Source organism: Pelosinus propionicus DSM 13327, assembly GCF_900114615.1.
In the GTDB taxonomy this organism is placed as follows: Bacteria; Bacillota; Negativicutes; order DSM-13327; family DSM-13327; genus Pelosinus; species Pelosinus propionicus.
In genome coordinates this window covers 30456-51565 of the sequence record NZ_FOTS01000030.1, presented here as the reverse complement: position 1 = coordinate 51565, position 21110 = coordinate 30456, and the positions used below count along the sequence as shown (strand labels likewise).

The following is a 21110-nucleotide window of genomic DNA, read 5'->3' as shown; positions in this document are numbered from 1 at the left end:
CGTGTTATGTTCTTATTTTTTTATAATGTGACGAAGGTTACATGCTGCTTCATAAGGATCAGCAGAAGCAATAATCGCTGATACAACGGCTGCTCCATCTGCGCCAGCCTCCATTACATGCTTGATATTATCCTTAAGAATGCCGCCAATGGCAACAACCGGCACCGAGACTCCCTCTTTTATACTTCGAAAACCTGCTAAACTCACATGATCAGCATCACTTTTTGTCCTGGTAGGAAATACGGCGCCAACTCCTAAATAGTCTGCCCCTTCATCCTGAGCTTTCACAGCCTCTTCCAAAGTAGAGGCTGATACACCAATGATTTTAGTAGGACCGAGTAATTTTCGTGCTACAGTTAAAGGCATATCTTTTTGTCCGATATGTACACCGTCCGCATCAACCGCTAAAGCAATGTCAATCCGATCATTGATGATGAAAGGAACCTTATATTTTCCGGTAATCTGTTTTACTGCCAGGGCTAACTCAAAAAAATCTAAGGTAGATATATTCTTCTCACGAATTTGTACTAAAGTAGTACCTCCTTTAATAGCCTCTTCTACTGTTGCCGCTAAATCCTTGTTCCCCAGCAACTCTCGATCCGTTACTAAATATAAAGAATAATCAACAGCTTTTTTATCCATTAGAAATGATACCGCCTTCCTTAATAAGCTCAGGTGTCATAGTCCAAACAGCATCAAATAGCCGCATCCGAAACGTACCGATCCCTTCTCCTGCCTGCAAAGACTGCTGTGCCAATTCTCCGGCTAACCCCATAGTCATAATGCCAGCTGCCGCTCCTACAAACCAATCCTCATTTGCACCACAAAAAGAAGCAACCAATGATGTAGCCATGCATCCAGTACCTGTAACTTGAGATAAAATAGGATGCCCATTATCAATCAAGCAAACTTGATCTCCCTTAGCAATAATATCCTGCTTTCCGGTAATTGCAATTACACAATTAAGCTTTTTAGAAAGAATTTTAGCTACTCTTATTCCATCTTCTTCATCCGCAGTCGAATCAACGCCCTTAATCTGCGCATCCAATCCAGCCAAAATCTTTATTTCCGACATATTGCCGCGAATAACGGATGGCCCCACTTCTTCGATAATTCGCTTAGCAGTAGCAGTTCGAAGACTGGTTGCTCCCACTCCCACGGGATCAAAAACAATAGGAATCCCTCGTTCTCTCGCTTTTTTTCCAACCGCCAGCATGGACTCAATACTCCTCGAATTTAAAGTCCCAATATTTAACACCAAAGAAGACGCAAAGGAAACCATTTCATCTACTTCGCCTATATCATCTGCCATAACAGGAGAAGCGCCAATGGTCAGAGTTATATTGGCACAATCGTTCACTGTTACATAGTTTGTAATATGATGCACCAAAGGTTTTTTATTTTTTAGAGCGATGAGGCTGTCGGATATTTTTTGCAGGATTTCCATTCTTTTGTGTACCTCCAAGTGATTTTATAAAGTAACGACGTTAAGAGTAGAACCGGTATCGTTGCTCCCAGTACAAACTCCATGGTAATAAACTGATGATACATAATAACTCCTAAGACCCAAACTGCTAGAGCGCTCCAATTTACAAGCAGGTCGGGACGCAATTGCCTATTTTTAATAATAAAATACTCAGTTAATAATACCGCAAATAATGGAGCAAAAACAGATCCAATAGCAAGGAGAAAATTTTCGTACTGCTCAATATTCACCCATAAAGCGATACCCGTTCCAATCACCGTCATAACTAAAGCAATTCTCTTCTCATCTAGCTTTGGAAAAATGTTAGCGAGACTAACGCCAGCAGAATAAGCATCTAGAAAGGTAGTTGTCACTGTTGCCAGTACAACAATCCCTAAAGCTGATAAACCTAAATTAGCAGCCAGCATCATGGCGGAAGGTTCAGGATTTTCTGCAATAATAGCAGCGCCTAAGCCAATCAAATACATCCAGCAGCTGCCTATAAAATAGCCTAACCCGCTGCCCAAGGCTGCACTTGTTTTATCCTTGGCAAAGCGTGTATAGTCAGCAATCAGCGGCAGCCATGATAATGGCATAATAACACTTAATTCTAATGCCTCGCCAAAAGACATCCCTCCAATAGGTGGTGCACTTAAAGCAGTACTATCTTTAAATACGACATTGCTTAATAGTACCGTAATACCAAACAGCAAAAATACGGCCAGCATATTCATTTTTTTTAAGCCGCCTTCTCTGCCAAGAGCGATCCACAGGAGAACCAAGCCGCCAATCCCTATACTCCAAAGAGAAAGCTGATCCATTCCCCACAGCATTTTGCTGATTTCATTCGCTGACCGGGCAGCCGCAATAATCATGACTGCTGTCCACCCTACAAGCTGCAGCACATTTAACACTGAAAATATATAAGATCCATATATGCCAAAAGAAATGCGAGTAGAAACGATAGCAGGTATCCGTTCCTGGGTACCAATGATACCTCCTAACACCAAGATGATTGTTCCAACCATATGACCAATCACGATAGCCATCACTCCGGTTTGAAATCCAAGAGGAGCCAATAGTCCTCCTGTTAAGATTTCAGCTATGGATACTGCCGCACCAAACCACAAGAACAGAAAATGATTAAAACCTAATGTATTCTGATTTGTTTCATTAGTCATTTAACATACCCGCACCTTTGTATAAATTATAAAAATGATGAACGGGACCAACACCCTTGCCAATGGCAAAGGAGTGTTCAATCGCCGTATGAATATATTCTTTTCCCTGTGAAACCGCCTCTTGCGCAGAATATCCCTTAGCCAAATTGGCAGCAATTGCAGCCGACAACGTGCAGCCTGTACCATGGGTATTTTTTGTAGCAATTCGCGCTGTGCTCAAGTGCTGATAGCTTTCTCCATCAAATAAAATATCGGTAGCATCCTCTTCCCTATGCCCGCCCTTTAGCAATACATACTTCGGTCCTAACTGATGAATCACTGCAGCGGCTTTTTCCATATCTTTTAAGCTATCAATTTTTATACCAGTGATTTCTTCTGCCTCAGGAATGTTGGGCGTCACTACCGTTGCCAAGGGCATCAAATAGGAAATTAAAGCCTCTACCGCTTCAGGATGCAACAAATAGTAACCGCTTTTCGAGATCATTACAGGATCTACCACAATATTTTGAGCATAATATTTTTTAAGACCATTTGCGATAGCTTTAATCGTTTCCGTGCGAGATACCATGCCTATTTTCACAGCATCTACTGCAATATCATCAAAAATCGCTTCAATCTGTTTATCAATCACAGCTACATCAATATCCTGTACAGCAAATACACCTTGTGTATTTTGTGCTGTCACTGCTGTAATCACACTCATGCCAAATACTCCATGTGCCGAAAAAGCCTTCAAATCCGCTTGAATTCCAGCCCCGCCGCTTGAATCAGAGCCAGCTATCGTTAATACTTTCTTCATATAAATTCCCCCCTAAATCGTATTTAAAACATAAGTTCTTCTTTTGATATTCTCCTCATCGCTACTTTTAATTTTAAGCTGCGAATATATAAAAATAGCACATCCATAAGGATGCGCTATCACATATACAAAGACTCTATCGCTATCCCTCCGCTGGCATTACCCAGATCAGGTTAAAGGGTCATAGATTTCAGATCTATCTCTCAGCCGGCTCATCCAGCTCCCCTTGAAATAAAATATTCATTTTAGGCTCATCGTACCATATCTTACTACACTTTTCAACCAAAGTATTTGCAGTTGACTTATCCTTTAGCCATTTGTTGCTAAAAACCCGTTTACCAAAAGCGAGCTCTTTTTCTCGATCAAATACGTCCTAGATGGTAAAGAGACTAAGATTCAAATGAATCTTAGTCTCTTTACCATCTATTTTGCAAGACTTTTTACATTAAGAAACGTCAATCTCTTTTTTATGCTTCTTAAATTTTTGAATGGATCCTACCCCCCGCTCAATCAGAACAAAAAGTACAGGAATTAAGAATATTCCCAGGATGGTTGCTGCCAGCATGCCGCCAACAACTGCTGTCCCCATAGAATTTCTGGCGCCTGCACCAGCACCTGTAGCAACTACAAGAGGCAAGCATCCAATAATGAATGCTAATGACGTCATTATGATCGGACGTAACCTCAATTTAGCTGCCTCAATAGCTGCTGCAACAGGGTCCATTCCCTTATCAACCCTAACTTTTGCATATTCTACAATTAGAATTGCATTCTTAGCCGCTAATCCAATGAGCATAACCATCCCAATTTGCATATATACATCATTTTGCAGATTACGAACATATTGGAAGAAAAATGCTCCAAAGATGCCTGTAGGAACTGAGAACAGAACTGCAAAAGGGATACCAAAACTTTCGTAAAGAGCTGCTAAACATAAGAATACAAACAGCAGCGCAAAACCAAAGACATAAGGAGCACGACCAGCTGAAATTTTTTCCTCACGGCTCTGATCGGTCCATTCATAACCAAAATCCTTAGGTAATGTCTGTGCTGCCACTTCTTCCAATGCTGCTAACACTTGCCCTGAGCTATAACCAGCTGCTGGATTTCCCCCTACCTGAATAGCTCGATAACCATTAAAGCGTTTAATGGAAGAAGGAGCAGTGATTACTTGTGGTTTTAATAAGGTATTGAGCGGCACCATCACTCCAGAAGAGCTACGAACAAAGAAGAAACGAGTACCATCTACATCATTGCGGAATTTTTGTTCAGCTTGCATGACAACTTTATAGGATCGACCAAAGCGATTAAAATCATTGACCTGCACGCCGCCAAGAAATGTCTGTAATGCAGTAAATACACTGTTTACCGGAACACCTAACTGCTCTGCCTTTTCCCGATCCACTTCAAACCGATACCCAGGAGTATCAATGTTAAACGTAGAATAAATCATACCAATTTCTGGACGTTTTCTGGCAGCAGCCATAAACTCTTTGGATATTCGATCCATTTCCTCAATGGTATTACCGCCTTTATCCTCAATCATTATGGTAAATCCGCCTACTGTACCAATACCAGGCAATGAAGGAGCATTAAAGGAAGTAACCCTTGCTTCAGGTACATGAGCACTATTTGCTAACGTCTTCATAACTTGATCTTGAACACCCAAACCAGGTGCCTTTCGTTCATCCCAATCCGCAAGTTTTGTAAAAATAATTGCGGAATTGGCTTTAGCAGCACCAGCTAAAATATCATAACCTTGAATGACAATGGCATCCGATACGCCTTGCTGAGCACGCATATCATCAGCTATTTTATTCGCTACAGTAGCAGTACGATTCGCACTTGCAGCCTCCGGTAAGCTTACACTGGTAATAAAGTATCCTTGATCTTCACTAGGAACAAAGGAAGATGGCACCAATTGAAATAGCTTACCCGTTACAAGTAAGAGCACCGCCAAGAAAACAACACCTAAAATAGATCGTTTAATTAGTTTTCCTAAACCACTTCCATATTTCTCTACGGTTGCCTCAAATACATTATTAAATTTGTTAAAGAATCGTTCCAGCATACCTGAGTGAGCATTAGGATCATGAGGTTTTAGCACTAATGCACAAAGGGCTGGTGTCAAAGACAAAGCTACAATGGCAGACAAAGCCATGGATACAGCAATGGTCAAAGCAAACTGTTTGTATAAAACACCTGTAGTTCCGCCAAAGAAGGCTACAGGAATGAATACAGATGCCAATACAAAGGCAATGGCAACAACAGGGCCCGACACTTCGCTCATGGCCAATTTCGTTGCTTCTTTTGGACTAAGTCCCGTATAGCGCATATGATATTCAACTGCTTCAATTACAATGATCGCATCATCAACTACCAGCCCAATAGCCAATACCATGGCAAAAAGAGTCAGCGTATTGATCGAAAAGCCCATCACCATAAATGCAGCAAAGGTCCCAATCAAAGAAACGGGAATAGCGAGCATCGGAATCAGAGTAGCACGCCAGCTTTGCAAAAACAAAAATACGACTAGGAGTACTAGTACCAGCGCCTCTGCAAAGGTTTTAGCAACCTCTTTCATGGATTCACGTACATATTTGGTATTATCAACAATGGAATAATAAGCAACATCAGATGGAAATTTCTTTGATGCCGCTTCTAAGGTTTCCTGTACTTTTGTAATGGTTTCTAATGCATTTGCATCAGTAGTAAGCTGAACTGCAAAGGCTACTGATTCATGACCATTCAGGAAACTTTGAAAACCATAATCTTTAGCCCCCATCTCAACTTTGGCAATATCTTTTATACGGATAAAGTTGTTATCTTTAGAGCTGACAATAATGTTTTCAAATTCCTTAGGCTCAGTCAAACGACCTTGTACTCTTGCAGAATATTGAAATTCCTGCTGAGAAGAAGAGGGTCTTTGACCAATGGTTCCTGCTGGAGCCTGTACGTTTTGGGTAGTAATAGCACTAGAAATATCGCTTCCTGTGAGGCTTAACTGCGCCATTTTATCTGGCTGCAGCCAGATTCTCATCCCATAATCAGCGCCATATTCCATAATATTCCCTACACCCTTGATTCTTTTCAAGTCTTCAACAAGATAGATACTGCCATAGTTTTTCAAAAATGCACTATCATAACTTCCCTTAGGAGACCACAAGGAAAAAATCAAAGAATTATCAGGTGAAACCTTGCGGGTTGTAATACCTGTTGCAGTAACCTCGCTAGGCAGTGACGCATTGGCTTGCGCTACCCTATTTTGGGTTTGTACGGTTGCCATATCAGCATTTTTACTTAAATCAAACTTTGCTGTTAAAGAATATGATCCCGAATCAGAACTTGTTGACTGCATAGAAACCATATCCTCAGTTCCATTGACTTGCAGCTCAATCAATTGGGCCATTGTTTGTTCTACAACTTCAGCATTAGCACCAGTATAACTACCACTGACACTAACTTGTGGCGGCGTAATCTGCGGATATTGGGCTACTGGCAGATTAAATGCTGAGATTAAGCCAACTAATGTTATAACAATCGATAATACGATCGCAAAAATGGGACGTTCTATAAAAAACTTAGCCACCAGATTACCTCCTATTGCTTAGCCGGAGTTTGTAACTCATCCGGGCCGATCATAATTACAGATACAGGTGTTCCTGGCGGAGCTTTCAAAAAGCCTTCTACAACAATACGGTCGTTTTCAGTAACGCCCTCATCTACCACCCACATATTGCCCACTTTGGTACCCATCTTAACTACCCTTGTTTCTGCTTTATCACCTTCACCGACTACAGTTACAAGAGTCTTATCCAGCATCTGCTGAACGGCTCTTTGCGGAATTAAGAAAGCCCCTGGGCGCACTTCACTCTGTACCGCAATGCGAGCAAACATACCGGGAACCAGAAGCTTATCAGGATTGGCAAAAGATGCTTTAAAACTTAATGTACCTGTGCCAGTTGCTAAGCCCCTGTCGACTTGCTCAATTGTTCCAGTGAGAGGATAAGTAGATCCATCGCTGAGTATCAGCTTTAAATCTCGTCCCCATTCAGCTGGAGAAGCCCCTTTATTTTTAGCAAATTGTAAATATTCATTTTCACTCATACTAAACTTCACCATGACTGGATCAACAGAAGAAATCGTAGCCATAATGGTTGATCCTGCTGATACAAAGCTGCCAATACTTAAATCATTAATATCAATCCTGCCATTCAAAGGAGAAAGAATCGTTGTGTCCTCAATATCTTCTTGTGCTTGCTGCACCTTAGCCCAATTGGCATTGGCGGCAGCGGCATTTTGTCTTTCTTCTGCAACTGCATTATCTAATGTCTGCTGGGAAATAGCACCTTGAGATGCAAGCTGATTATACCTGCCAACATCTTTGCGAGATTTCGCCAGCAAGGCTTCTGACTGAGCAGCTGTTGCTTGATTTGTTAATAGTGCAGAATTATATTGACGGCTGTCAATGCGGAATAATGGCTGCCCTTCTAAAACTTCAGCTCCACCGACTACCATTTTATCCACAATATTGCCAGAAACCTTAGCCCTTACTTGGACTTCATTTTTTGCTTCTACGGTACCGACAAATTCATGTGCAATTAAAGTATCTTTTTTAACTACCTGCATTGCTTTTACTTCTACAGCCTGCGGTGCTGGTGCAGCCTGCTTGCTGCAGCCGCTTATTATCACCATACTAAAAATGATTAATGCCATATAATTGCGCCATCTTACTTTTGAACTAATACGAACCAAATTATTTACCTCCCTTAACTCTGCTAACCATAATTTTTACCTGCTTGTTACTCCACTGTTGTATTCATAGCATAAACACTTCTATGGAATATACCTTATGTAAGGTAGAAATTCCCTATATAGATCGAAATCACTCCTTTGCAAAATGACTATTCAGTCAATCTTATTTTTATTCGACGAATCTATTACAATCCCTTCCTGGAAATCATTTTTTTTATTTTTATATCGGTCTTTTTTTAAAGTTGAAGAGTCAAAAAAGATGTCAAACAAGACACCTTTTTCTGATTATTCTCCCATTAGAATTTTCTCATGAATTTTTAGTATCATTTGCCCATATGTCTTCCCAGGAACAGCCCATTTGCCATTTAAATCTGTCCAAGTAAAAGATTGCCCGAACTTATCTGTACTTTTCACCAGATTATATCGAGGATCAACAATCTCTAATGCTGGCGCCCTTGTTGTAGTGTAAGCCAATAAATGTTGAATCTGCGCCCTAACTCCAATTTGCGCCGAAGGGAACCATGCTCCCTTGACGCCATTACCTGTTGTTCCCAGCCCACAGTAGTTATTCTGCAATGGTATCACATCGCCACCATAGCGAAAATTGCCCGTTTCATGTAACGCTTGTGCAAAGGCCAAATCTGGACGTATTCCTTCTAAGCCTGCTTCCAGATAATAGTACTCAACCAATTGCTTAGGAGTAGTTGTAAGTAAAGGTAAGGGATTTCGCTTTTGAAGATACTTTACACATTGTTCCTGCGTTGCAATTGCTGATCCCATAATCGTAAAATCAACTACAACTTCACTCTGTAAATAATTTTTTTTGACCGTTGTAGGTTGGAAAAAAGCTAAGGCATTGGACATGGGGATTATCCAAAGGAACATTAACCCGAAACATATTTTAATAAAACTAAACTTCCTCACTTTCTACCTCCCATAAATCACATTCCTTCCATAATAGAACTATTTTACAAAGATCCATATAATCCTGCTGCCATCACTTCTTTTATTGTTCTAACCGAATCGTTAAAGAATCATGCTCGATCTCCTGCGCCTTTTTTCCCATAAGAGAAAAAGCCCATTGAACGGAAGGCCCCAAAGTCAAAGCGATAATGATGGTACCAATACCAATCGGCCCCCCTAGAAAATAGCCTAAAATTGCAATACTACTTTCAATGACAGTTCTAACTTTCCATACTGGATAACCAGTTTTAGTAACCGCTCCCACCATAAAGCTATCTCTAGGACCAGCTCCCAAAGCAGCAGAAAGATAAAAAAAACTTCCCCAGCCAATAATCAAGATACCTGCCAGCAAAAATCCTCCTTGAAATACCCAGTGGATGGGATCAGGAATCCACTTATTATCTATAATTACATCCATAAACAAACCGATGAAATACATATTAGCAATGGTCCCCCAACCTGGCTTCATTCCTAAAAAATAACTGATAACAATCACTATAACCCCTGTTAACTGTGATACTTGCCCTAAAGTCAATGGCAGATAGCGTATCAGCCCTATATGAAGAGCATCCCATGGTGAAGTTCCTAAATTGCTTTTAATCGTCATTACAATTCCAAAAGCAAAAAGAAACAATCCCCAAAGTAAAAAAATAAATCTTTTTATCATGCAACGATTTCCTCCTGTTACCGTCTCAACTCTACAAATTAAGCTCAATGCTATCATGTCAAATGCCGTACAAAAGTTATCAAACATGATGAGCTTCTTGCTTCAAGGTCTGCTGCTACGTAATTTATGAAATAAAAAAGCATTGCTGATTTTAATGAACAATGCTTCTTTGTATTTCTTATTTTCTTATCTTACTTCATGATTTGCTCAAGATCAAGAATAATATCTTAAAGATCTTTAACGCCAGCAGATAATACATTCCATCCGAAAACTAATATCAGTTAAAGCATACTCTTTTAGTAACCGATCCAGTCGCCTTTCCCCCCAACAACAACTGAATCAAGCATTAAAACGAATGAATTTTAAATATATACTTATGATGATTCTCCCAGTATCATAAGCTTTTTCTCCAGCCATTCTTGAGCCCAGCCCATAGCAATAACCATTCTCCAGTAAAATACGGCTAGAGTAAGAAAATAGGGCATAAAAAAATTTTTACTATATTGTATATCTTCTTCTCTTAAAGGAGATCCTATTTCCTTGTCGAAGTAAATAAAAATAGTTCCACCTATTTCCATCAAGACGCACAGCGCTTGGTGATTTACTAAATAACTAAAGGAGTGAGCACCTTGGCTAAACAGGAGCAGTTTCAAGTACAGATTGGCGACACAGAGAGAAATATCGAAGAAATCATCGACAGCATCCGTAAGTCCGACTTACCGATTACCCAAATAAAACAAACATCTGCTTCACCTAATCAAACAGGGCGCGGAGCAACACTTACTTTGCAGACAGCATCAGATACACTCAGTCAGGAGGACTTAAAGCGGCAATTAAATGAGCAAGGCGGCTGCATGTATCAAATCGAATCGGTTACAAAATCAACTAAATAAAGCATTACATAAAAATAACCGCTTCCTTAAAAGAAGCGGTTATTTTTATGTAATGCTTTATTTGTTCTTATATCATCAAATTTTTAAAATGCAAAATCTCCATTTTTAAATACTGGAATTTCTTTTCCATTTGCTGTTGTTCCAATGATTTCGAGATCTTTGGTCCCGATCATAAAATCTACATGTACCAAAGAATCATTAACTCCTAAAGCTTCTAATTCTTCTTTAGCCAAGTTTTCACCATTTTTAATGCACACAGGATAAGCTTTTCCTATAGCTAAGTGACATGAAGCGTTTTCATCAAACAACGTATTAAAATACAGGATATTAGAATTAGATATCGGTGAATTGTATGGTACCAAGGCCACTTCACCAAGATAATAAGACCCCTCATCTGTCTCAATTAACCCTTTTAGAATTTCATATCCCTGTTCGGCAGTAAAATCAACAATCTTCCCGTCTTTAAAAGTAAGAGAAAAATGATCAATGACATTGCCGTTATAATTTAGTGGTTTTGAACTCACTACTGTTCCTTGAATACCTGTTTTTTTAGGTAAGGTAAATACTTCTTCTGTTGGCATATTTGCGACAAATTCCAATCCTTCTGGAGTATATTCCGAACCCCCAAGCCATATATGATCTTCTGGAAGTTCAATCTTCAAGTCTGTACCTACTGAATTTTTATACTGCAGATATTGAAATTGATTGGAATTTAAGAAATCTGAACTTTTCTTTAAATTTTTCTTGTGCTCTTCCCAAGCTGCTACTGGATCTTGTGTATCGACTCTCACCGTTTTAAGAATAGCATCCCAGAGCTTGGCAACCGCTTCCTCCTCTGATAATTCGGAGAAAACTTTTTTAGCCCAAGATTTAGTAGGTATGGATACAACACACCAGGTATTTTTATTACTCATTAATCTTTCCCTATATTCTTTGAGTGCCGTGTTGCTTGCTTTCTGTACCTTTACTAATCGTCCTGGATTCACATCCTTAAGAAGTTCAGGATCATTAGCGGCAATGCTAACAAAAGCAGCTCCTTGCTTTACATACGACAAATAAAATTCTTTCTGCCATTCAGGAAATTCTTCAAACACCTCTTCTGGTGCCTGCAAGAATCGAATCTTTGACAATAACTCATCTTTCCAGGTAACAACAACATCCCTTGCGCCCTCTTCATAAGCATACTGGGCTATCATTCTGGCAAAAGAAGCACATTCAATGGGCGAAGCAATCACCAAAGTTTGCCCTTTTTGAATATTAACCCCTGTTTTTACGATAAGACGTGCATATTTTTCCAACATTGTATGATCCATCGTTTTCCGAAGCCAACTTCTATCTAATGCTAATCCTATAGGTATAATCGATAGAAATTGCTGCGTTTCACTCCCTTCTTCTTATGAATCCTGTGATGCCAGTAGTCCACCAAACCTAAATCCATGGTGTTCTTATCGCGCTATTTCTCGCCCAGCTTCGTTATCGTGACCTTACATATGCCCGATATGCGCAGCTCCTCCGCCTTGCTGGACGAAAAATCTCACACAATTCATTCCATAGCTTTAGTCTTGCGGACTACTAGTCATTTCTTATAAAACATTCCTCTTTGTAACTGCAAAAAAAATAATCTTCTACAGCATAAATAGCGGAAGGAACTTCATATTTTCCTTATTGTAACATTCTATGAAAGATGTAACAACTATTCCACAAAAACAATCATCATTCATAAGGCTGAACCTCTAATAATTCTGCAATGGTAACAAATGTATATCCTTGTTTTTTTAACTCTTCAATTATAACAGGCAAGGCTTCTACACTGCCGCCTAAATGCGGATTGACTCCATTGTGCTGTAAAATGATATAGCCATTTTTCACTTTAGGTATTACTCGCTCTTTAATCGTTGCAGCATTCGGCCCCTGCCAGTCATCTGTGTCCAATGACCATAAAATTATTTTATTATTCCTGGAGTAAATTGCTGTATCTGCTATTTCGTTATGAAAACCAAAAGGCGGACGCACTAGTGCAGGTGTTTTCCCAATGATGCGATTAATTACCAGCGCACATTCTGCGATTTCGTTTTTTACACTCGGAGCATTCAACTTTGTTAGGTCAGCATGATCAAAGGTATGATTACCAATAATATGCCCGTTTTCATCAATTTTCCTTACCATCTCTGGATATGCTTGCGCTTGCCTGCCAATCACGAAAAAAGTTGCCTTTACCTGCTGTTCTTTTAAAATAGCCAGAATTTTAGGCGTCCATTCATTCTCTGGTCCATCATCAAAGGTTAAGGCAATCTTTTTATCCTGAGCACTCCCCGCCCAATATAACTTTCCAGGAATGTTATGCCCTCTCTTATATTTATCCATATCAGCTGGAATTGTCTCTTGCCTCATCTCAGGATTTACCTGGGTTTCTGGTTTTTTCGCAGGAGTACAAGACGTTACTAAAAAAATGATACTAAGCAAAAAACAAATCAGTAAACGTTTTTGTTTGTTCATAGTTTCCCCCTTGTTAGCTTAGCTTAACACAGCCATCTGTCTTTTATACAACCAATTGCATCAACAGCTGCCAGAAAAGGATATAAAAAGAAGACTCCATCGGCGAATGAGTCTTCTTTTTATATCGTAAGTCACTCAATAAGATGATTGACTGTCTTCACTTGTTTTCTTTTTCCGTTGTAATCGCACTTTCCAATGTATGCCATGATAAAACTGCACACTTCACTCTTGCAGGCATATTGGAAATATTCTGTAAGGCAACTGCCTCATCTAATATTTCCAATTGGTCCTCCTCGGTAATCTCTCGCTTAATCATGCCTAAAAAAGTATCAATCAATATTTGTGCTTTTTCAATGGTTTGTCCGCGAACCAAATCAATCATCATCGACGTAGAAGCTTGAGAAATCGCGCAGCCAACCCCTGTAAACGAAGCATCTTGTATAATTCCCTTCTCTACCTTTAAGGCAAGTTCTATTTCATCGCCGCAGCTTGGATTCCTGCCCTTTAGAACCACTGTGGGATTTTCCATCTGTTTTTTATTTCGCTTTGATTTATTATGCTCTGCAATAATTTCCGTATAAATCTCACTAAGATCCATAACCAAGCACTCCCCTGACACGTCCTAGAGCATGAATCAATGCATCTACGTCTTCACGTGTATTATAAAAATAAAAACTAGCACGACACGTTGCATTCACTCCAAGATATTGCATTAAGGGATGGGCACAATGATGACCAGCTCGTATAGCAACCCCATCGGCATCCAAAATAGAAGATACATCATGAGGATGAATATCTTCGACATTAAAAGATATTACGCCAGTCTTTTTCGAAAGATCATTGCATCCATAAAGAGTAATAAAAGGGAGTTGTTGAAGCTTCGGTATCGCATAATGAATTAAATCTTCTTCAATCTGTTCTATATTGGAAAAACCGACCTTCTCAATATAATCTATGGCTGCTGAAAGTCCTAAAACGCCTCCCACATTTTGAGTACCCGCTTCAAATTTAGCTGGCAGTGGTGCAAAAGACGTATCCTGCTCCCATACATACTCAATCATATCGCCGCCGCTCAAGAAAGGCGGCATTTTATCCAGCAAATGCTCTTTGCCATATAGCACACCGACTCCCATAGGAGCCAGCATTTTATGTCCTGAAAAGACTAAGAAATCAACGTCCAATGCCCGCACATCCACAGCAAAGTGAGGAACACTTTGCGCGCCATCAACAATCACAACAGCCCCCACGCTATGCGCCTTACGTACAATCTTTTCAATAGGGTTGATAATACCAAGCACATTTGATACTTGAGTAACCGCTACTATTTTGGTTTTGGTGCTAATTTTCTTTTCGATTTCCTCGTCCGTCAGAATGCCTGCTTCATTCACATACAAATATTGTAACGTAGCACCCTTCGCTTTAGCTACCTGCTGCCAAGGTACAATATTACTGTGATGCTCAGCAATGGAAATAACAATTTCATCACCGGGATTAATGAAGGTCATACCATAGCTATAAGCCAATAAATTTAAAGATTCGGTGGCATTCTTAGTGAAAATAATTTCACTTGTTTTTTTTGCCCCCAAGAATTTTCTGGCCTTCTCTCGAGCATCTTCATAAATTTGAGTAGCCTTAACACTTAACTCGTAAGCACCTCGATGAGGATTGGCATTAAAGGCTGCATAATATTCTTGAACGGCATTGATGACTGAAAGAGGTTTTTGAGTGGTAGCTCCATTATCAAGATAAACCAGTCGTTTTCCATTCATCGTTTTTTGCAAAATAGGAAAATCATTGACGTAGATATTAGACATGATTTAGCCGCCTCCTTAAATAAGTAGAGATTGTATCTCTTAACTCAGTCACCGGTATTTTATTCAGAATTGGCTGAAATTCAGCTTCGATAATTAATTTTTTAGCCTCTACGTCACTAAGCCCTCTACTCATCAGATAAAAGAGTTTATTTTCATCCATCTTGCCTGTGCTGACAGCATGCTGTCCTTCAACTGCATCTTCTCCACACAGCATCAGTGGTATGGATCGATTTCGTACAGTTGGACTTAATAGTACCGTATATTCCTCTTCTTTGCCCTTAGAGCCGCTAGACCCCTTAATAAAATCCAATGTACCTTTAAAGACTTTTTGGCTGTGATCTAAAAGTACACCTCGTGCTTCTATGCTGCTCAAAGATTCACGTCCCTGATGAGTCTGCACATAATTCATATCGATTTTACGATTCTGATCACCAAAATAAAGAGAATGAATCGTTCCAGTGCTGTTTTTCCCTACCAATTTTGTTTTACAGCTTGTAATGGTTTGCAAAGCACCTAGTTCTACCAAGGTGAAATCAATCTGCCCGCTTTCATCAATAATTGCACTAATAGCATCGACATGAGTATCTTGATCAGCCATCATTTGCACTTTAATTAAATGAACAACAGCTCCTCTCTGGGCAAGCACTTTCGTCACGCCACTGTGAAACCCATTTTTAGTACAGGAAGATGTATAGTTGATGATAATCGTTACCTCACTATTTTCATGAGCAAGGATAAAATGGTCATCTACTAGGGTTGGATTTTCCTCATCTAAGTCATATTGAAGGATAATAGGAGTTCCTATTTTCTTCCCTTCTTCTATTTCAATGAAATAACCGCTGTTTTGATTCTTCTTAACAAAGTCTCTCATTGCCTCACTTACACCAGAATCCATTTTCTTTTCCATAAATTGAACGGTTTCTCTATGCAGGCGAATATCTGTAATGGTTACGCCCTTTTCTGATCCTTCCGTTACAGGCTGCTTGGAGTAACCCGCTATAGCAGGAATATCAGCTTCAAGGACAGTATCATTAACACCTAGCCACTTCCAGGTTCTCACTGGAATCGGATTCATATTCTGCTGTAGTTTTTCCATCTCATCATCCCCTATCCAATGGTGCCTTCCAATTCTATATTAATTAAATTATTCATTTCCACAGCATATTCCAAGGGAAGCTCCTTGGCAATCGGTTCTGCAAACCCTCTTACAATCATAGCCTTAGCTTCCTGCTCACTTATACCCCGGCTCATAAGATAAAAGATGGCCTCCTCACTGATTCTGCCAATTTTTGCTTCATGACCAATATCAACCTCATCATTTTGAATATCGATGACCGGCAGGGTATCTGAACGAGAAAGATCATCCAGCATTAAGGATTCGCAGCTTACCAAGGATTTGCAATGGTGAGCATTAGGCGCTACTTTTACCGCACCACGATAAACAGCAACTCCCCCCCCTTTAGAAATAGACCGGGAGTTAATATTGGAAGAGGTATATGGTGCTGCATGAATCACAGCCGCCCCTGTATCCAGCACCTGACCGCCAGCCGCAAAAGTCACACCGTTAAACTCCGCTCGTGCTCCTTCTCCTTTGAGAATACTTCGGGGGTACAGCATGGAAATCTTAGATCCAAAAGAACCAGAGACCCATTCAATGCTGCCATTCTTTTCAACCAAAGCACGCTTGGTATTTAAGTTCAGCATATTTCTCGACCAGTTTTCGATGGTAGAGTAGCGCAGGCTAGCATCTTCTTTTATGTATAACTCGACGCATCCTGCATGTAAATTGGTAACATTATATTTAGGAGCAGAACAGCCTTCAATAAAATGCAGCTTCGCTCCCTTGTCTACGATAATTAATGTATGCTCAAACTGTCCTGCCCCTGGAGAATTTAAACGAAAATAAGACTGAAGCGGTATATCCACATGAACGCCAGGCGGAACATAAACAAAAGAACCACCTGACCAAACAGCTCCGTGCAGGGCTACAAATTTATGATCATTTGGTGTAACAAGTTTCATGAAATATTCCTGAATCATAGGTTCATACTCTCTTAGAGCACTTTCCATGTCAGTATAAACTACCCCTTGCTTGACCAGTTCTTCTTTGACACTGTGATATACTACTTCAGAATCATACTGAGCTCCTACACCTGCTAATGATTCTCGTTCAGCCTGAGGAATACCCAAACGCTCAAAAGTATCTTTAATATCCTCAGGGACCTCTTGCCACTTCCCCTTCATTTCTGTGTCTGGACGAACATAGGTAACAATATCATCCATATCCAGTTCGTGCAAAGAAGGTCCCCATGTGGGCAGCGGCATTTGATTATAAATTTCTAAAGAACGAAGGCGAAAATCCCGCATCCATTCTGGATCATTTTTTTCTTTGGAAATAGCTAGCACAATCTGAGAAGTCAATCCTTTTGATGCTTTATAACGATAGCGGTCTTTATTTTTAATATCGTAAAGACCTCGATCAATCTCCTCAACAACAGTTTTTTTCTTATCCATGAAGCATATTCACCTCGCCTGAATCTGGAGTCTCTCCTCCCAAATGTAGAAAACCATTCTCATTAATTTGGGATATTAAGGAAGCGTCCCCCGTCTGAAGAATTTTCCCATTCATTAAGATGTGAACATAATCTACGTCTAATTGCTCAAGAATTTTGGTATTATGGGTGATAATTAAAATTGCATTCTGCTCATTTTTAAAGTGCTTTACTCCTGAGGAAACGATACGAACAGCATCAATATCTAAACCTGAATCCGTTTCATCCAGCATTGCCAATTGCGGATTGAGCATCATCATTTGTAGTATTTCATTTCTTTTCTTTTCTCCGCCTGAAAATCCAACGTTTACATGCCTTGATGCATATGTATTATCTATTTTCAAAGTCTCCATCGCTTGTTTCAGCTCTTTCTTAAAAGCCATAATTTTTACATTTTCGCCAGTTATGGCATTTTTGGCTGTCCGTAATAAATGTTCTACCGTTATCCCTGGTATTTCTTCAGGATTTTGAAAAGATAGAAAGATTCCGTTTCTGGCTCTTTCATAAGTCTTTAAAGCTGTAATGTCTTCTCCCTCAAAAGCAATGGACCCAGCAGTTATTTCATACTTTGGATGGCCCATAATCAAATTCACTAATGTCGATTTTCCGGAACCATTAGGCCCCATAATAACATGAACTTCGCCCTTATTGATTTCAAGATCCAGTCCTTTTAAAATTTCTTTGCCTTCAACGGCTGCATGCAACCCATGAATTGCTAAGAGTTTTTCTGCCATTTTTTCACCTCATTATTACTATCCATCATTTATTATAATCTATTTTTCAGGGTTTAATCCCTAGTATTCATAGTGAATTGCTGGGAATTAAATTTATTTTATTCTTTTTTCTACAGCATGTCAAGCCATACAGGATTTGTAAAAATATTCAGTAAAACACATAAAAAAACACAGAGGCACAGAGAATGCAGAGAAAAGATAGTAGAGTAAAAATCCTCTATTATCCTCTCTGTGGCCTCTGTGCTCCCTGTGGTTCTAACAAATGTTCTCTGCGTTATTTTTTATTTAGCAGCTAATGCTATACCAAGTTCAAGTGCACGTTTATTAATATCTTCTGTTCCCTTGGGAACTCTGTGAAGAATTGCTGTTGTAATAGATTCTACACTCACTGCTTTTGTTGTGGCTACAATCGCTCCTAAAGCAACAATATTAGCAAACAATGCCTTTCCAAGTTCAGCTGTAACCTTTTCCGTAATTGGAAGATGATATACGTTCTTTAAGTGTTCTGGCACACTTTTAACAAAGGTTGTATCAATCATCAATATGCCGTCAGCAGGTAAATCCTTTGAATACTTATCCACTGCTTCTTGGGTCATTGCCAAAACAAGATTCGGGTTAGTTACCTTTGGATAATGGATTGCTTTTTCTGAAATAATAACTTCGGATTTGCTAGCACCACCTCTTGCCTCTGGTCCATATGACTGAGACTGAATAGCCATCTTGCCATCAAGCAAGGCTGCTTCTGCTAAAATAATACCTGCCAAAATTAATCCCTGTCCGCCAGAGCCAGATAAACGCATTTCAATCATATTATTTAGCTCCTTTCTGTGCTCTATCAATAATTCCTTGGTATTGTTTTGTATATTCTGGTGCCTCACTTTGATGCAGCACACCGATCTTGAATTTTCCTTCCAGTTGCTCCGGACTTAATTTCTTAGCTGCTTCTACAGTAACCGCATGATCACGCTGGGTTTTCAGCATTGTAGATGCATCACCTTTTTTGTTTTGACGACCAAAATAGATCGGACATTGGGTAACAGCCTCAATCAAAGAAAATCCATCATGGCTAATGCCTTTGGCAATCACATCCACTAGCATGTTGGCATGAAAAGCCGTACCACGAGCTACGTAGGTAGCACCAGCAGCCTTTGCCAATTCTGCTATATCAAAAGCACGTTCTAAGGTGCCATAAGGTGCAGTTGTTGCTTTACTATCGGTTGGCGTCAGTGGTGAATATTGACCGCCTGTCATGCCATAAATGTTGTTATTAAATAAGATAACCGTTAAATTAATGTTACGGCGAGCAGTGTGAATGAAATGATTTCCTCCAATAGCAGTACCGTCTCCATCACCAGTAATAACAATTACATTTAATTCAGGATCAGCTAGTTTAATCCCCGTAGCTACAGGCAAAGCACGGCCATGCAGCGAATGAACCGTATCAAAATTCAAATAGCCTGATGCTCTTGAAGAACAGCCGATACCGGAGACTATTACAGTCTTATCCTGGTCAAGTCCTAGTTTATCAATCGCTTTTATAATAGAACTGGTAACAATACCATTGCCACAGCCTGGACACCAAATATGCGGCAAGCGAGGGCGATAGTATTTTTCAATTAATTTTTCCAATCTATTGTACCTCCCTAAATTAAAGATTTTTCACAAATGCTAATAATTCTTTTGGTGAAATTGGCTCAGAGTCATATTTGGACATTGGTTTTACTGGCACTTTGCCTTCCGCAGCTTTTTTGACTTCCCCCACCATTTGACCGTAGTTCAGCTCAGGAACAACAATCACTTTCACTTTTTCAGCTAATTGCGCAATTTCTTTTTCAGGGAAAGGCCATACGGAAATTAGACGGAACATGCCAACCTTAATACCTTCTTCACGAGCCATATCAATTGCTGCATATGCAGAACGCGCTGTTCCCCCATAGGTCACAATCGCAATTTCGGCATCATCCAATTTATATTCTTCATACATCGTGATTTTATCAATATCACGTTCTACCTTGTCATGCAGCCTTTTAAGAAGCTTTTCTGTAGCTGCGGCAGACCCATTAGGGAAACCTGTTTCATCATGTACTAAACCAGTTACATGATAGCGATAGCCTGTACCGAAATCCGCCATAGGAGGAACTCCATCACTATCGGGCTCATAGGCTTTAAACTCACTAGGTCCAACTCTTGGACCCTTGCGGACAGGTTTTTCAATAGTATCATAATCAGGAATCTCTATTTTTTCACGCATGTGCCCAATGATTTCATCTAGCATTAATAGGACAGGCATGCGATATTTTTCTGATAGTTCATAAGCCTTAATGGTCAAAGTAAAGCACTCTGGCACACTTGCTGGAGTCAAGGCAATCACAGGATGATCCCCATGAGTTCCCCATCTTGCCTGCATCATATCTCCTTGAGCAGGGGCTGTCGGTTGTCCCGTACTTGGACCTACCCGCTGTACATTAGCGATTACAATCGGAACTTCTGCAATCGTTGCATATCCAATAAATTCTTGCTTTAAAGAAAAACCAGGACCGCTTGTAGCAGTCAACACTTTTTTGCCAGTCAGAGAAGCCCCAACAATTGCTCCAATACCTGCAATCTCATCTTCCATTTGAATAAATTTGCCGCCAACTTCTGGCAGGCGTTTTGCCATTATCTCAGCAATTTCCGTTGATGGTGTAATCGGATAACCTGCGAAAAACGTAACACCCGCAGCGATCGCACCTTCAGCACAAGCTTGATTTCCTTGCAAGAGCAGTACCTTTGCCACTTATAAATCACTCCC

Annotated in this window: 19 protein-coding genes and 1 riboswitch; of the genes, 1 reads left to right on the top strand and 18 read right to left on the bottom strand. The window is 39.9% G+C overall.

Annotated elements, in window-relative coordinates; genetic code table 11:
* Positions 1-12: 12 nt before the first annotated feature.
* From thiE to BMZ99_RS15940, 8 genes are all read right to left on the bottom strand, one after another.
* Positions 13-642: a thiamine phosphate synthase gene (gene thiE / locus BMZ99_RS15975; RefSeq protein WP_090939381.1), complete on the bottom strand. Its 630-nt coding sequence runs from the start codon at positions 640-642 to the stop codon at positions 13-15.
* Positions 635-1447 (bottom strand): hydroxyethylthiazole kinase, encoded by an 813-nt coding sequence (thiM, locus tag BMZ99_RS15970; RefSeq protein WP_090939378.1) that lies wholly within the window; start codon positions 1445-1447, stop codon positions 635-637. Before thiM ends, thiE begins: the two co-directional genes overlap by 8 nt.
* Positions 1405-2646, bottom strand: a complete 1242-nt coding sequence (cytX, locus tag BMZ99_RS15965; protein ID WP_090939373.1) for a putative hydroxymethylpyrimidine transporter CytX — start codon at positions 2644-2646, stop codon at positions 1405-1407. The genes thiM and cytX overlap by 43 nt, the downstream gene beginning before the upstream one ends.
* Entirely contained in the window at positions 2639-3445 is an 807-nt protein-coding gene (thiD, locus tag BMZ99_RS15960) for a bifunctional hydroxymethylpyrimidine kinase/phosphomethylpyrimidine kinase (protein ID WP_090939370.1), read from the bottom strand. The genes cytX and thiD overlap by 8 nt, the downstream gene beginning before the upstream one ends.
* A 127-nt stretch (positions 3446-3572) precedes the next feature.
* Positions 3573-3682: riboswitch (TPP riboswitch) on the bottom strand.
* Positions 3683-3890: 208 nt separating this feature from the next.
* Positions 3891-7034 carry an efflux RND transporter permease subunit gene (locus BMZ99_RS15955; RefSeq protein ID WP_090939367.1) on the bottom strand — a complete coding sequence of 1048 codons (3144 nt, stop codon included), beginning with the start codon at positions 7032-7034 and terminating at the stop codon, positions 3891-3893.
* An 11-nt stretch (positions 7035-7045) separates the two neighbouring features.
* Entirely contained in the window at positions 7046-8200 is a 1155-nt protein-coding gene (locus BMZ99_RS15950; protein ID WP_090939363.1) for an efflux RND transporter periplasmic adaptor subunit, read from the bottom strand.
* A 285-nt stretch (positions 8201-8485) separates the two neighbouring features.
* Positions 8486-9124, bottom strand: a complete 639-nt coding sequence (locus BMZ99_RS15945) for a glucosaminidase domain-containing protein (RefSeq protein WP_090939359.1) — start codon at positions 9122-9124, stop codon at positions 8486-8488.
* An 82-nt stretch (positions 9125-9206) separates the two neighbouring features.
* The gene (locus tag BMZ99_RS15940; RefSeq protein WP_090939356.1) at positions 9207-9830 is read right to left on the bottom strand and encodes a YczE/YyaS/YitT family protein; all 624 of its coding nucleotides are present in this window, start codon (positions 9828-9830) and stop codon (positions 9207-9209) included.
* A 629-nt stretch (positions 9831-10459) separates the two neighbouring features.
* On the opposite strand from BMZ99_RS15940, the gene BMZ99_RS15930 reads away from it, so the two are divergent.
* Positions 10460-10723, top strand: coding sequence for a hypothetical protein (locus BMZ99_RS15930; RefSeq protein WP_090939352.1), 264 nt, complete (start codon positions 10460-10462; stop codon positions 10721-10723).
* A gap of 83 nt (positions 10724-10806) precedes the next feature.
* Here the strand turns inward: BMZ99_RS15930 and BMZ99_RS15925 are convergent, their stop codons facing one another.
* The 10 genes from BMZ99_RS15925 to BMZ99_RS15880 all read right to left on the bottom strand — a co-directional run bounded on the left by BMZ99_RS15925 (position 10807) and on the right by BMZ99_RS15880 (position 21095).
* Positions 10807-12036 (bottom strand): aminopeptidase, encoded by a 1230-nt coding sequence (locus BMZ99_RS15925; RefSeq protein WP_090939349.1) that lies wholly within the window; start codon positions 12034-12036, stop codon positions 10807-10809.
* A gap of 400 nt (positions 12037-12436) precedes the next feature.
* Positions 12437-13219, bottom strand: coding sequence for a polysaccharide deacetylase family protein (locus BMZ99_RS15920; protein ID WP_090939346.1), 783 nt, complete (start codon positions 13217-13219; stop codon positions 12437-12439).
* Between the two features lie 157 nt (positions 13220-13376).
* On the bottom strand, positions 13377-13817 hold the full coding sequence (gene sufU, locus BMZ99_RS15915) for a Fe-S cluster assembly sulfur transfer protein SufU (RefSeq protein WP_090939343.1): 441 nt from the start codon (positions 13815-13817) through the stop codon (positions 13377-13379).
* A complete protein-coding gene (locus BMZ99_RS15910; protein ID WP_090939340.1) occupies positions 13807-15033 on the bottom strand; it encodes a cysteine desulfurase in 1227 nt (408 codons plus the stop codon). Before BMZ99_RS15910 ends, sufU begins: the two co-directional genes overlap by 11 nt.
* Positions 15026-16129, bottom strand: a complete 1104-nt coding sequence (locus tag BMZ99_RS15905) for a SufD family Fe-S cluster assembly protein (RefSeq protein WP_090939336.1) — start codon at positions 16127-16129, stop codon at positions 15026-15028. Before BMZ99_RS15905 ends, BMZ99_RS15910 begins: the two co-directional genes overlap by 8 nt.
* Positions 16130-16140: 11 nt before the next feature.
* On the bottom strand, positions 16141-17547 hold the full coding sequence (gene sufB, locus BMZ99_RS15900; protein ID WP_090939333.1) for a Fe-S cluster assembly protein SufB: 1407 nt from the start codon (positions 17545-17547) through the stop codon (positions 16141-16143).
* Positions 17540-18319, bottom strand: coding sequence for a Fe-S cluster assembly ATPase SufC (gene sufC / locus BMZ99_RS15895; RefSeq protein WP_090939330.1), 780 nt, complete (start codon positions 18317-18319; stop codon positions 17540-17542). The genes sufB and sufC overlap by 8 nt, the downstream gene beginning before the upstream one ends.
* A 281-nt stretch (positions 18320-18600) precedes the next feature.
* Positions 18601-19128 (bottom strand): 2-oxoacid:acceptor oxidoreductase family protein, encoded by a 528-nt coding sequence (locus tag BMZ99_RS15890; protein WP_090939328.1) that lies wholly within the window; start codon positions 19126-19128, stop codon positions 18601-18603.
* A gap of 1 nt (position 19129) precedes the next feature.
* Positions 19130-19948 (bottom strand): 2-oxoacid:ferredoxin oxidoreductase subunit beta, encoded by an 819-nt coding sequence (locus BMZ99_RS15885; RefSeq protein ID WP_090939325.1) that lies wholly within the window; start codon positions 19946-19948, stop codon positions 19130-19132.
* Between the two features lie 19 nt (positions 19949-19967).
* Positions 19968-21095: a 2-oxoacid:acceptor oxidoreductase subunit alpha gene (locus BMZ99_RS15880; protein ID WP_090939322.1), complete on the bottom strand. Its 1128-nt coding sequence runs from the start codon at positions 21093-21095 to the stop codon at positions 19968-19970.
* Positions 21096-21110 lie beyond the last annotated feature (15 nt).